Here is a 13,069-nt window from a genome sequence, read left to right on the forward strand (position 1 = left end):
CTGGGTTGCCTGCAAGCAACCTTCGCGGCCAGGTATTGAGTCGGCACAAGACTGCAGTCTGTGTGCGATCAGTGATTCATACCGCGCAACAGTTTTACCTGCCCGCGTGCGATGCGGCCGTCTAGGGTTTGTGAGAACAGAGCGTCCGCTCGATGGCTCACCGCTGAAAAATACCCCTTGCAAACCTTATAAAAGACTTATTAACCTCTGATGAACTCAATCCACTGGACCCGAAAAGCCGTCAAGCAATTGCTTCGATTGCATTCGTATCATCAGCAACAAGTGCGCGATGCCGTCTTCGCACTTGAACGCATGCCCGACGCAGTCAACGTCAAAGCGTTGGTCAACCACCCCTGCAGTTACCGATTAAGGGTAGGGCGTTACCGAGTCCTTTTCGATTGGGACGGCGATATCCACGTGGTCAGCATTCAAGAGGTCAAGAAACGTGACGAGCGAACCTACTGCCATACAGATCATCCACAATACGGAGGGCAAGCCAGCTTTCGTGGTGATTCCTTATGAACACTATCTGGCCCAGCAGAACGATCCAAACCTAATCCCCCACGCGGTTGTCAGCCGCCTGGTAGATGGCGCAACTCCGATCCGAGCCTGGCGCGAACACCTGAACCTGACCCAGGAAGAAGTCGCCCAACGCCTGGGCATTTCCCAATCCGCATTTGCCCAGCAAGAGGCGGTGAACAAACCTCGCCGGACGACGCGGGAAAAGATTGCCAAGGCATTTGGCATCAACCCCGGTCAACTGGAGCTATAGCCTCAACGGGACTGTCCGCGCCTCCAGTCACCTAAAAGCGAAACCAAACATGCTCTATCGTCTAGCCGCAGACAGCCTCGTGCTGTTCCACCTGTGTTTCATCCTGTTCGTACTGTTTGGTGGGCTGCTGGCGCTGAAATGGCGCCCGATTATCTGGCTGCACCTGCCCGCCGCTGCGTGGGGTGTGGCGGTCGAAGTGTTCCACCTGCCCTGCCCGCTGACCCGCTGGGAAAACCTGTTTCGCCACCTCGCCGGGCAGGACGGTTATGGCGGAGGGTTTATCGAGCATTACATCCTCACGTTGATCTACCCGGCCGGGCTGACGCCACAGATCCAGCTGAGCCTGGGCGGGTTGGTGCTGGCGATCAATATTGCGGTGTATGTGCGCTTGATCCGACGTTACGTACAGGCTTGAGACAGCTTCACTGGTGAAGAATCAGACTCCCTCAGTCCGTTTTCCTTGACCGGCGCGCCCTCATGTCCGAAGCCTTCGAAGTCCCCAGCCCTCACGAAAAACACCTTGAACACACCACCGAACATGCCCACGGCCGTGGGGACAATTTCGCCAGTCGCATCGCCGTCATGACCGCGCTGATGGCCACCCTCGGCGCCATGCTCAGCTACCAGGCCGGCTCAACCGAGAGCGAGGCAGCGATGGACAAGAACAACGCGGCCATCATCAAGACCGAAGCCGCCAACCAGTGGAACTACTACCAGGCCAAGTCCAGCCGGCAGAACCTGGCGGAACTCGCGACCCATATTCCCGGTGTGGATGCCGCGCATTACAAGGATGAGATCGAGCGCTACAAAAGCCAGAAGGAAGAGGTACGCAAGCAGGCGGAGAAACTGGAGGCGACCTCAAAGGAATGGGATGAAAAATCCGAGCAGGCCCTGCACCAGCACCATCGCTGGGCCCAGGCGATGACCGCGATTCAGATCGCGATTTCGCTGGCGGCGATTACGTTGTTGACGAGAAGGGAATGGTTGAAGCGCACGTCCTATGCGGCGGCGGGTGTGGCGGTGGTGTTAGGTAGCCTGGCGTGGTTGCATATCTGACGGGGGAAGATTGATTTCAATCCCTTGCCGGGGCGATTAAAGTACAGCCCCGAGAATTGAATCTCGGGCTTTAGTCCATGGAGTTTCCCAGTGAAGTACATCAGTAAAGTGGTTGCAGCAGCAGTTCTCGGTTTCACGCTTGCAGGCTGCACCGGCACCGCCATCAAATCCCCGCAATACGACAGCAGCCAATACACCGTCCTGGGCCACAGTGAAGCCAGCGCCACCGGCATCATGTTGTTCGGCGTGATCCCGATCGGCCAGAACAGCCGTTTCGTGCGCGCCCAGAATGCCGCCATCAAAGCAAAAGGCGGCGATGCGCTGATCAACACCCAAGTGCAGGAAAACTGGTTCTGGGCCTGGGTGCTGAGCGGTTACACCACCAAGATTTCCGGTGATGTGATCAAGCTGAAAACCGCGCAGTAAAATCGCCCGGGCTTTCACCTGAGCCCGCGACGTATCATGGGCCGACCTTTCGAGGACGGCCCATGAACCTCAGTATCCTCTACGCACTCGCCGCCGCCGCGCTGTTCGGCGCCAGCACCCCACTCGCTAAAAACCTCGGCCTGGGCCTCTCGCCCGTGCTGCTCGCCGGCCTGCTCTACCTCGGCAGCGGCGTCGGCCTCGCCGGCGTGCGCCTGATCCGTGATCGTGGCTGGAAACCCAGCGGACTGACCCCATCAGAATGGCCCTGGCTGCTCGGCGCCATCGCATTCGGCGGCATCCTCGGGCCGGTCGCGTTGATGTTCGGCCTGACCCGCACCGCCGGCGCAACCGCCTCCCTGATGCTCAACCTGGAATCGGTGCTGACCGCTGTTATCGCCTGGGTCGTGTTCAGGGAAAACGCCGACCGTCGCATCGTCCTGGGGATGATCGCCATCGTGCTGGGCGGCGTGGTGTTGTCAGGGGCCGACGGCGGTGGCACGAGCCACGATTGGACGGGGCCGCTGGCGGTTGCCGTGGCGTGCCTGTGCTGGGGAATCGATAACAACCTGACACGCAAAGTGTCTGCGTCGGACGCGCTGTTTATCGCCGGGGCCAAGGGGTTGATTGCAGGGCTGGTGAATGGCGGGTTGGCGCTTTATCTCGGGGCGCAGATCCCGGGCATGGCGCAGCTGGCGCCTATCTTGCTGGTTGGTTTTCTGGGCTATGGCATCAGCCTGGTGATGTTCGTACTGGCGCTGCGCGGACTGGGCAGTGCACGCACGGGAGCCTATTTTTCCACCGCGCCGTTCCTGGGTGCGGCGATTGCGGTGCTGATGTTGGGTGAGTCAGTGACACTGGCTTTCTGGATTGCATCGGCGTTGATGGCCGTGGGCGTTTGGCTGCACCTGACGGAACGGCATGCCCATGAACATCAGCATGACGCGACGGAACACGGGCATCGGCATGTGCATGATGAACATCATCAGCATGAGCATGGGTTTGAGTGGGATCCGGCGGAACCCCATAGCCATGTGCATGTGCACAGCCCGCTGAGACACAGCCATGCGCATTTTCCGGATGTGCATCATCGGCATAGGCATTGAGGGAGGCCCCACTACCTCTTCGACGTAGCGCTGTCGCGCAGCAAACTGGGACCTCTGTGGCGAGCGGGCTTGTCCCGCGCTGGGGTGCGAAGCGCCCCTGATGAAGACGAATGAGGTGTATCAGGCACTCCTCTGCGCCTGGTTTTGGGGCTGCTGCGCAGCCCAACGCGGGACAAGCCCGCTCGCCACAGGAATGCGGTCGCCCGAAATTGCTTATGCAAGGCTCAAGACTTTAGGGTGAAATATTAAATCTTAAAAATCAGTAAGTTATTTTAAGTTTGATAAGAGATGTATTGCACAGCAGCAATAGATTTGAGCAACTTCCTACAAAGCTCTCAGAAGCGCCACTCTCCCACTTCAAAACCGCCCAGCCTATAGTCCCTCGGTCGCTGATATGGCGACCGGGTTTGGCGACTCGAGGACAATCAAGACGGAACGTAGACGAGGTCATTGTCCACGCTATTCCCGTTAACGGTTTAGCGTGAAAAGGCTTCGTTGTTTTTATATTTGTCTTAATGGAGTCACTCATGAACCAATACATGGCCCTCACCAGCAACGATAGCGCCACTCCTGCTCTTTTTGTCGATACAACCGCACCACTGGAAATCCTCCTCGACGCCGCGACCTATCGACTTCGTGCCGTGACACAGGTCCTAGAGAACCTTGCGCTGCGCGGCGAAATAAATAGCGATGCGGTCGTACTCAGCGATTTTGCCTTACTGTGCTCAATCCCGTTACGCGATGGGTGTGACTTGCTGGACGTCATAGCGCGTAGGATGGATACACCAAGCAAATGATTTGAATTAGGTTAGTGTTTCAAACCCCAGAAATCACAAAACCCCTGGGTTCTCTCGAAACCAGGGGTTTTGTTTACATCGAATTTGGCGGTGAAGGAGAGATTCGAACTCTCGATACAATTTCTTGTATACACACTTTCCAGGCGTGCTCCTTAAGCCACTCGGACACTTCACCGTATCTCGTCAAACCAGTTCAGTCTGTCGAGGCGCGCTAATGTAGTCGAAAGCCTTTCTGATGGCAAAGGTTTTTTTCAGAATTTTCATGCGGTTAGACGGCTATGCCGGTAGTCGCCCGGCAAGGGGTGGTGATTCTGCCATTCTTGGGCATGGGCGGCCTGCGTCTGGGGCGGGTGTTGCGCCCTGCCTCAGGCCTTGCAGCGCTCACTCTGCGGGGAAAGTCTGACTGGGCAGTCAGTCACGGCGCTTTACCGGGGCGGGCGTGGTGGGTAACGTCTGCGCATGCGCCGCTATAAACAGCCTCTCTATAACAAATCCTACAAGGAACCGCGTCATGAGTGAGTTGATTACTTACCACCTCGAAGACGGTATCGCGACCCTGACCCTGAGCAACGGCAAGGTGAATGCCATTTCTCCGGATGTGGTCAGTGCGTTCAATACAGCGCTGGACCAGGCCGAGAAAGATCGGGCGGTGGTGGTGATCACCGGCACGCCGGGGATTCTGTCGGGTGGGTATGACTTGAAGGTGATGACGGCCGGCCCTAAAGAAGCCATCGGCCTGGTGACGTCGGGTTCGACGTTGGCGCGTCGCCTGTTGTCGCACCCGTTCCCGGTGATTGTGGCGTGCCCTGGGCATGCGGTGGCCAAGGGTGCGTTCCTGTTGTTGTCGGCAGATTATCGGATTGGGGTGGAAGGCCCGTTCAGCATTGGCCTGAATGAGGTGGCGATCGGTATGACCATGCACCACGCCGGTATCGAATTGGCGCGGGACCGTCTGCGTAAATCGGCGTTTCATCGGTCGGTGATCAATGCCGAGATGTTTGACCCGCAAGGCGCGTTGCAGGCCGGCTTCCTCGACAAGGTGGTGGCACCTGAAGAGCTGCAGGCGGCGGCGCTGGAAGCGGCACGTCAGTTGAAGAAATTGAATATGAATGCGCATAAGCACACCAAGCTGAAGGTGCGTAAGGCGCTGCTGGAGGCGTTGGATGAAGCAATCATCCAGGATCAGGGCCATATCCTGAGTTAAGCCCTACAACCGAAACATCAAAGCCCGACCTTGCGTCGGGCTTTTTCTTACACATGAATCCGAAACATCTTTGGCCGCTCTAGCCTGCCTATGTCGGTACATGTTGAAACATGTGCTTAAACATCGCCCATCTCCTACCTCTTTAGGGGCAATTGCCGAATACAGTGCACATCCGTACACTGCGCCACCTTTTGTCACGATGGGCCGTGTCGATGCTTTTTCTGTTACGTATGCTGTTGATGGGCCTGCACTTTATGGTCGCCGGTGTACTGGGCGTTCTGCTCGGGGCCTGCCGACCGTTCAACCCGGACAACAGTCGTTTATGCGCGCGCCTCTATGCGCTGCCGGCCATGTGGATTCTGCGGCTGAAGGTGAAGACCGATGTCGACTCCCTGCGCAACAAGCCCGGCACGTGCGTGATCATCGCTAACCACCAGTCCAACTATGACCTGTTTGTGCTGGGCACCGTGGTGCCCCATCGCACCGTGTGTATCGCCAAAAAGAGCCTGAAATGGGTACCGCTGTTCGGCCAGTTGTTCTGGCTGGCGGGCAATGTGCTGATCGACCGCGGCAATGCGCACAAGGCACGTCGCGCGATGCTCACCACCACTCATACGTTGCAACATCAGGACACGTCGATCTGGGTGTTTCCGGAAGGCACGCGCAACCTGGGCAAGGGCTTGTTGCCGTTCAAGAAAGGCGCGTTTCATATGGCCATCGCCGCTGGCGTGCCTATCGTGCAGGTGTGTGTCAGCAATTACGTCACCCATATGCGGCTCAATCGCTGGAACAGTGGTGATGTGCTCATACGCTCGTTGCCGCCGATTCCTACTGTGGGCCTGACTTCGGATGACATCCCGCAGTTGATGCAGACCTGTCAGGCGCAGATGGATGAGTGCATTGCAGCGATGGATCGCGAAGTGCAATCCGCCTGAACCCCTTATGGGGGCTTGGCCCCCATCGCAAACAAGCTTGCTCGTCACAAAAAGCGAGCACCTGCAAACGCCGCAACGGAACGTCATTCAAGCTAAGCTGCCCAACACCTGTCCTCCTAATAAGAAGTGATCAGCACCATGGGTAGAGTTGTTGCGGCCGCCGTGTACAGCGCCGGAAAGAAAGTCACTGATATCACCCTCGACGAAGGCGCGGCCTGGGCCGCCAAACCCGGGCACTTTGTGTGGATCGGCCTGGAAGAGCCCGACGCCCAGGAGCTGGCCAATCTACAACGCCAGTTCAACCTGCATGAACTGGCCATCGAAGACGCCCTGGAAAAACACAGCCGCCCCAAGTTGGAAACCTTCGGTGATGCGCTGTTTATCGTCACCTATTCACCGGTGCGCGAGAACGGCAAGCTGGAGTTTATCGAGACCCATATCTTCGCCGGCAACGGCTACATCATTACCGCACGCAATGGTCACTCGGCGTCCTACGGCTTTGTGCGCCAGCGTTGTGAGGCGCGCCCGCTGTTGCTGGAGCATGGGGAAGATTTCGTACTGTATGCCCTGTTGGATTTCGTCACCGAAAACTACCAGCCGGTGAGCGAGGCGATCCACGCCGAGATCGATGAACTGGAGCACAACGTGCTGTGCAGCTCGCTGAGCGAGCGCGATATCCAGAAGATCCATGGCCTGCGCCGCGATGTGCTGCGGCTCAAGCGTTACGTGGCACCGATGGTGGAGATCAGCCAGGAGCTGCAGAAGCTGAGCTTCCCGTTTATCGACAAGAACATGCGCCCGTATTTCCGTGACGTGCAGATCCACGTAACGCGGCAGATGGAAGACCTCACCACCCTGCGCGACATCGCCAGCCAGACCATCGAGATCGGTGTATTGCTGGAGGCCTCGCGCCAGAGCGTGGTGCAGCGCAAGTTTGCCGCATGGGCGGCGATCCTGGCGTTCCCCACCGCAGTGGCGGGGATTTATGGGATGAACTTCCAGAACATGCCCGAGCTGCAATGGCACTACGGCTATTTTGCGGTGCTCGGGTTTATTGCGTTCGGTTGCACGAGCTTGTGGGCCAGTTTCAAACGCTCGGGCTGGCTTTAAACCCGGGCCTCAGGCTTGTGCGCCACGAAGCGCATCATCCATTCCGCCACGGTCACGCCGTGGTGGTCGCGCGCCAGGCTGGCTACGCCGTTTGTGTAGATTTTTTCACCCAGGGTTGTCTGAAGAATCTCCAGCAACTCGCGGGAATAGTCATGGATAAATTCCGGATGCCCCTGGAAGCACAGCACTTGGTCGCCGATATGGTAGGCGGCGAACGGGCAGAATTCGCTGGAGGCGATGACCGTGGCATTGTCCGGCAAGGTGGTGACTTGGTCCTGGTGGCTGATCAATAGCGTCAGCTCTGGCACTTCCGGGCTCATCCACGGTGCCTTGGCATCGAGTTTGTAGTCGTGAATGCCCATGCCCCAGCCCTGCCCCGCGCGCTCGGCCTTGCCGCCCAGCAGCAGGGCCAGCAATTGGTGGCCGAAGCAGATGCCCAGCAACTTGTCGCCGCGCTCATAGCGTTGGAGCAGGTAGGTCTTGAGGGTCTGGATCCAGGGGTCGGTGCCGAAGGAATCGGCCTTGCTGCCGGTCACCAGGTACGCATCGAACACTTCGTCGTCCGACGGGTATTCGCCCTGCACCACGTTGTACACAACGAATTCGGCGGCAATCGGCTGCTTGGAGAACAGGCGCTTGAACATCTGCCCATACCCTTGGTACTGATCGATCAAGCCTGGACGCAGGATATCGGTTTCCAGGATACAGACGCGTAGCGACATAAAAAATACCTGACACGGTGATGGGAATAATGCACACCCCAGAGCCTGCCTTGAAATACCCTGACAAGGCAAGCCCTGTACATACCCAAAACCGTCAGAAGGTCGTGTTCTGCGCAGCTTTCTCCAACAGCAACGCCGGCGGTGAGAACCGCTCCCCATACTGTTCGGCCAGGTAGCGGGCGCGGGCGATAAAGTCGTTGAGGCCGTACTGGTTGATAAACTGCAACGCGCCACCGCTCCAGGCGGCAAAGCCAATCCCGAAGATCGACCCCACGTTGGCGTCCGCGGTGGACATCAACACGCCCTCCTCCACGCAGCGCACGGTCTCGATGGCCTGGATAAACAGCAAACGGTCGCGCACATCCTGCGCCGAAATCTGCTGGTCGGCCCGCTCGAAGCGCGCTTTCAACTCAGGCCATAAATGCTTCTGCCCGCCCGCCGGGTACTCGTAGAAACCGCCCCCCGCCGCCTTGCCCGCGCGCTTGTACTCGTTCACCAACAGATCAATTACCAGCGTCGCCGGATGATTCGGCACTGCTTTACCTTCCGCCTGCAGATCCTTGGCAGCCTGCTGTCGGATATGGCTCATCAGGCTGAGGGACACTTCGTCGGACACCGCCAACGGCCCTACCGGCATACCTGCCTTGCGCGCTTCAGTCTCGATCATCGGCGCAGCCACGCCTTCGCCCAACATGGCGATGCCTTCATGGGTGAAAGTGCCGAACACCCGCGAGGTGAAGAACCCACGACTGTCGTTGACCACGATCGGAGTTTTCTTGATCTGCAGGACGAAATCGAAACCCCGGGCCAGGGTTTCGTCCGAAGTGCGGGCGCCCTTGATAATTTCCACCAGGGGCATCTTGTCCACCGGGCTGAAGAAATGCAGGCCGATGAACTTGCCTTGATCCGGCACCGCCGTGGCCAGGCTGCTGATGGGCAAGGTGGACGTGTTGGAGGCGATGACCGCGTCGGCGCCGACCACACTGTGTGCGGCAGCCGAGACCTTGGCCTTGAGTTCACGGTCTTCGAAGACGGCCTCGATGATCAGGTCGCAGCCGACCAGATCAGTATCTGAAGCCGTAGGATGAATCCGCGCGAGGATGGTTTCGCGCTCCTCGGCGGTCAATTGCCCACGGCTGACCTTTTTGTCCAACAGCGCCGCCGAATGTGCCTTGCCCTTCTCGGCGGCTGCCAGGTTAATGTCCTTGAGCACGACATCGATGCCCGCACAGGCGCTGACATAGGCGATGCCGGCGCCCATCATCCCGGCGCCGAGCACTCCGACCTTACGTGTCACGTAAGGCGCAAAGCCCTGAGGCCGCGAGCTGCCGGCGTTGATTTCATTGAGCTGGAACCAGAAGGTGCCCATCATGTTTTTCGCCACCTGCCCGGTGACCAATTCGGTGAAGTAGCGGGTTTCGATCAGGTGCGCGGTATCGAAGTCCACCTGCGCGCCTTCCACGGCGGCGCAGAGGATTTTTTCCGGGGCCGGGAAGCAGCCATGGGTTTTACTGCGCAAAATCGACGGTGCGATGGCGAGCATTTGCGCAACTTTCGGGCTGGACGGCGTACCGCCGGGGATCTGATAGGTCTTGTTGTCCCACGGCTGTTTGGCCTGCGGATTGGCGAGAATCCAGGCGCGGGATTTGGCCAGCAGTTCAGTAGGATCCGCTGCCAACTCATCGATCAGTCCCGCTTGCAGGGCCTGCTGTGGCCGGACCTTCTTGCCTTCGAGCAAATACGGCAAAGCCTTTTCCAGCCCCAGCATGCGCACCATACGCACCACGCCCCCGCCGCCTGGCAACAGGCCAAGGGTGACCTCCGGCAAACCGAGCTGCACCGACTTGTCATCCAGCGCGACGCGGTAGTGACACGCGAGGCAAATCTCCCAACCACCGCCGAGGGCTGCGCCATTGATGGCGGCCACCACCGGCTTGCCGAGGGTTTCCAGGCTGCGCAGTTGCGCCTTCAACACCAGGACGCTGTCGTAGAAATCCTTGGCGTGGGCCTTGTCGACCTTGATCAGTTCATTGAGGTCGCCGCCGGCGAAAAAAGTCTTCTTCGCCGAGGTGATAACCACACCGGCAATGTCGTCCTTTTCCGCTTGCAGGCGTGCGACGGTGGCCGCCATCGCCTCACGGTACACGGCGTTCATGGTGTTGGCGCTCTGGCCGGGCATGTCGAGGGTCAGCACCACGATCTGGTCCTGGCCTTTTTCGTAACGAATGGCATCGGTCATGACAAATTCCTTGGGCTCAGAGACGTTCGATAATGGTGGCGATGCCCATGCCGCCGCCGACACACAGAGTGGCCAGGCCGTAGCGCTGCTGGCGCACCTCCAGTTCGTCGAGCAGGGTGCCGAGGATCGCGCAGCCCGTGGCGCCCAGCGGGTGGCCCATGGCGATGGAGCCGCCGTTGACGTTGACGCGCGCGGCATCGATACCCATGTCCTTGATGAACTTGAGCACCACCGAGGCGAAGGCTTCGTTGACCTCGAACAGGTCGATGTCTTCTACGCGCAAACCGGCCTTGGCCAGCGCTTTGCGGGTGGCCGGCGCCGGGCCTGTGAGCATGATGGTCGGGTCGGTGCTGGTGACGGCCGTGGCGACGATGCGCGCCCGAGGTTGCAAGCCCAGTTCGCGGCCCTTCGCTTCGGAGCCGATCAACATCAATGCGGCGCCGTCGACAATGCCGGAGCTGTTGCCCGGTGTGTGGACATGATGGATGCGTTCCACGTGGCTGTAGACCCGCAATGCGGTGGCGTCGAAGCCCATCTGCCCCATCATTTCGAAGCTGGGCTTGAGCTTGCCCAGGCCTTCGAGGGTGGAGTCGGCGCGAATGAATTCATCATGGTCCAGCAGCACAATGCCGTTCTGGTCCTGCACCGCGATCAACGACTTGTTGAAGGACCCGTCTGCACGCGCCCTGGCGGCTTTCTGCTGGGACTGCAGGGCAAAGCTATCGACGTCCTCACGGGTGAAGCCTTCCAGGGTGGCGATCAGGTCGGCGCCAATGCCCTGGGGCGTGAAATGGCTATGCATATTGGTTTGCGGGTCGAGCACCCAGGCGCCGCCATCGCTGCCCATGGGCACGCGGGACATGGACTCCACGCCGCCGACCACCACCAGGTCCTCAAAGCCGGAACGCACTTTCATCGCGCCGAGGTTGACCGCTTCCAGGCCGGAGGCGCAGAAGCGGTTGACCTGTACCCCTGCAACGCTGACGGCCCAGTCCGCCACCAAGGCAGCGGTCTTGGCGATGTCGGCGCCCTGGTCGCCCACCGGGGTGACGCAGCCGAGCACGATGTCATCCACTTGCTGGGTGTCGAGGTCGTTGCGTTGCGCAAGCTCGGTGAGCAAGCCCGCCACCAGATTTACCGGCTTGACGCTGTACAAGGCGCCGTCGGCCTTGCCCTTGCCGCGGGGCGTGCGTATCGCATCAAAGATCAAAGCTTGGGTCATGACGTCCTCGAACCGCTGTGCATGTGTGCCCTTACCTTAGGCCCGATTGACACGGTTTCAATGACGGATGCGCTCATTGCTTTTGACCGCCACGCTCGGACGAACGGTAGGGACCTAAGGTAATTGCCTGATTAATCGTTTTAGCTGTCTAGCCAAGGCATTGGCGCCAAGATGGCGTTATGCCTCATGCCTTTTTAAGTAGAAATACTTATTAAGTGATATGAAATGGGTCTAAGCGGCGCATAACGAGGGCTCTAAGGTTCAATCAGTAAGAAGTTGCTGCCGGGTTTTGCTGGAGCAGCTGTAAGAAAAGCGACACGTCACGTTGCGATACTGAAATACACCGGCACGCATTTGACGCTCAGGAATAACAACAAAAGGCAGTCAGCCATGTTCAAACATTCGAAAGTACGTCAGGCGGGACTTATTCTGTTCGCCACCACCCTGATTCTGATCTTGCCCAACCTGACCAAGGTTATTGGGTAAAGGTCCGACCCCTCCATTCTGTGCACTTATTGCATCAGGATTACTGCTTTTGGCAGCACCTGCCGGGACTTCGTGCATAGCGATCCTGTTGCAGGGGCTGCCTTTTTACCCGCGTTTTTCCGGTATCGTGAGCCCTATCGCCACTTAATACGGGGCCGCCGCCTTGAAACCGATCTTCGCATTCCTAGCCGTGTTGCTCGCCCTGCCCGCTTCGGCGGCGCAATTGACCGTCGAGCTGGATCACACGCGCAAGACGTGGCAAACCGCTGACCTGCTCAAGCATCCGGACGCGCAGACAGTGCAGGTCGTTGATGACGTTTCCTACAAGCGCAACATGACCTATCGCGCAGTCCCGCTGGCAGTGCTCCTACCGGATATCCAGCCCGATAACCATCTGCAAGCCGTTGCCCTGGATGGATTCGCCGCGGAACTGACGGCCGCACCGTTGCTGCAAAAAAACGGCGCCCGCGCCTGGCTGGCCGTGGAAGACCCGGCCCACCCGTGGCCCCCATTGGCAGACGGCAAGCCGAGTGCCGGGCCGTTCTACCTTGTATGGACCGATCCGCAGGCCGGGCATATCAGCCCGGAGCAGTGGCCGTTCCAGATTTCCGCGATCAAGCAGTTGAAGACCGTAGCTGAACGTTTTCCCGCGTTGTTGCCCGACCCGACATTGGCGGTCGATGATCCGGTCAACCAGGGCTTTGCGCTGTTCCAGAAGAACTGCCTGGCCTGCCACCGCCTCAATGGCGCCGGCGATGCACAGGTGGGACCCGACCTGAATGTTCCCTACAACCCTACGGAATATTTCAGCGGCGACTTCCTCAAGCGCTATATCCGCGACCCGCAGAGCCTGAGGCACTGGCCGCAGGCGAAGATGCCAGCGTTCGCCGCCAGTGTGTTGCCTGACAGCGAGCTGGAGTTGCTGGTGGGGTACTTGAAGCATATGGCGGGGCGTAAACAACAACACTGACCCCACCTTAATCTCTGTGGCGAGCGG

At 58.9% G+C, this 13,069-nt stretch carries 13 protein-coding genes, 1 tRNA gene and 1 pseudogene; 11 read left to right on the forward strand and 4 right to left on the reverse strand.

Annotation, left to right across the window (positions count from 1 at the left end; translation table 11 throughout):
• Positions 1 to 210: 210 nt before the first annotated feature.
• The 7 genes and pseudogenes from HCF10_RS17665 to HCF10_RS17695 all read left to right on the forward strand — a co-directional run.
• A pseudogene (locus tag HCF10_RS17665) lies at positions 211 to 462 on the forward strand (type II toxin-antitoxin system RelE family toxin); the annotation flags it as partial.
• Positions 446 to 772, forward strand: coding sequence for a helix-turn-helix domain-containing protein (locus tag HCF10_RS17670; RefSeq protein WP_131699708.1), 327 nt, complete (start codon positions 446 to 448; stop codon positions 770 to 772). The pseudogene HCF10_RS17665 and the gene HCF10_RS17670, both read left to right, overlap by 17 nt.
• A 49-nt stretch (positions 773 to 821) precedes the next feature.
• Positions 822 to 1,187 (forward strand): DUF2784 domain-containing protein, encoded by a 366-nt coding sequence (locus HCF10_RS17675; protein WP_167656066.1) that lies wholly within the window; start codon positions 822 to 824, stop codon positions 1,185 to 1,187.
• A gap of 62 nt (positions 1,188 to 1,249) precedes the next feature.
• Entirely contained in the window at positions 1,250 to 1,828 is a 579-nt protein-coding gene (locus HCF10_RS17680) for a DUF4337 domain-containing protein (protein WP_167656067.1), read from the forward strand.
• 90 nt (positions 1,829 to 1,918) lie between these two features.
• Entirely contained in the window at positions 1,919 to 2,254 is a 336-nt protein-coding gene (locus tag HCF10_RS17685; protein ID WP_131699711.1) for a hypothetical protein, read from the forward strand.
• Between the two features lie 62 nt (positions 2,255 to 2,316).
• Complete coding sequence (locus tag HCF10_RS17690) at positions 2,317 to 3,357, forward strand: DMT family transporter (protein ID WP_167656068.1); 1,041 nt, start codon at positions 2,317 to 2,319, stop codon at positions 3,355 to 3,357.
• A gap of 527 nt (positions 3,358 to 3,884) precedes the next feature.
• The gene (locus tag HCF10_RS17695) at positions 3,885 to 4,154 is read left to right on the forward strand and encodes a short-chain dehydrogenase (protein WP_167656069.1); all 270 of its coding nucleotides are present in this window, start codon (positions 3,885 to 3,887) and stop codon (positions 4,152 to 4,154) included.
• Positions 4,155 to 4,239: 85 nt separating this feature from the next.
• On the opposite strand, the gene HCF10_RS17700 is transcribed toward HCF10_RS17695, so the two are convergent.
• Positions 4,240 to 4,329 (reverse strand) — tRNA-Ser (locus HCF10_RS17700).
• 336 nt (positions 4,330 to 4,665) lie between these two features.
• On the opposite strand from HCF10_RS17700, the gene HCF10_RS17705 reads away from it, so the two are divergent.
• The 3 genes from HCF10_RS17705 to HCF10_RS17715 all read left to right on the forward strand — a co-directional run bounded on the left by HCF10_RS17705 (position 4,666) and on the right by HCF10_RS17715 (position 7,403).
• Positions 4,666 to 5,358 carry a crotonase/enoyl-CoA hydratase family protein gene (locus HCF10_RS17705; protein ID WP_131699716.1) on the forward strand — a complete coding sequence of 231 codons (693 nt, stop codon included), beginning with the start codon at positions 4,666 to 4,668 and terminating at the stop codon, positions 5,356 to 5,358.
• Between the two features lie 212 nt (positions 5,359 to 5,570).
• The gene (locus HCF10_RS17710; protein ID WP_131699717.1) at positions 5,571 to 6,293 is read left to right on the forward strand and encodes a lysophospholipid acyltransferase family protein; all 723 of its coding nucleotides are present in this window, start codon (positions 5,571 to 5,573) and stop codon (positions 6,291 to 6,293) included.
• A 138-nt stretch (positions 6,294 to 6,431) separates the two neighbouring features.
• Positions 6,432 to 7,403, forward strand: a complete 972-nt coding sequence (locus HCF10_RS17715; protein ID WP_167656070.1) for a magnesium and cobalt transport protein CorA — start codon at positions 6,432 to 6,434, stop codon at positions 7,401 to 7,403.
• Here the strand turns inward: HCF10_RS17715 and HCF10_RS17720 are convergent.
• The 3 genes from HCF10_RS17720 to HCF10_RS17730 all read right to left on the reverse strand — a co-directional run bounded on the left by HCF10_RS17720 (position 7,400) and on the right by HCF10_RS17730 (position 11,586).
• Complete coding sequence (locus HCF10_RS17720) at positions 7,400 to 8,125, reverse strand: amidotransferase (RefSeq protein WP_131699719.1); 726 nt, start codon at positions 8,123 to 8,125, stop codon at positions 7,400 to 7,402. The two genes, HCF10_RS17715 and HCF10_RS17720, sit on opposite strands and share 4 nt — an antisense overlap.
• 94 nt (positions 8,126 to 8,219) lie before the next feature.
• On the reverse strand, positions 8,220 to 10,364 hold the full coding sequence (locus tag HCF10_RS17725; protein WP_167656071.1) for a 3-hydroxyacyl-CoA dehydrogenase NAD-binding domain-containing protein: 2,145 nt from the start codon (positions 10,362 to 10,364) through the stop codon (positions 8,220 to 8,222).
• 16 nt (positions 10,365 to 10,380) lie between these two features.
• On the reverse strand, positions 10,381 to 11,586 hold the full coding sequence (locus HCF10_RS17730; protein WP_167656072.1) for an acetyl-CoA C-acetyltransferase: 1,206 nt from the start codon (positions 11,584 to 11,586) through the stop codon (positions 10,381 to 10,383).
• 649 nt (positions 11,587 to 12,235) lie between these two features.
• On the opposite strand from HCF10_RS17730, the gene HCF10_RS17735 reads away from it, so the two are divergent.
• Positions 12,236 to 13,042, forward strand: a complete 807-nt coding sequence (locus HCF10_RS17735; RefSeq protein WP_131699722.1) for a c-type cytochrome — start codon at positions 12,236 to 12,238, stop codon at positions 13,040 to 13,042.
• Positions 13,043 to 13,069 lie beyond the last annotated feature (27 nt).

This window comes from Pseudomonas sp. B14(2022) (assembly GCF_012030485.1).
Lineage (GTDB): Bacteria > Pseudomonadota > Gammaproteobacteria > Pseudomonadales > Pseudomonadaceae > Aquipseudomonas.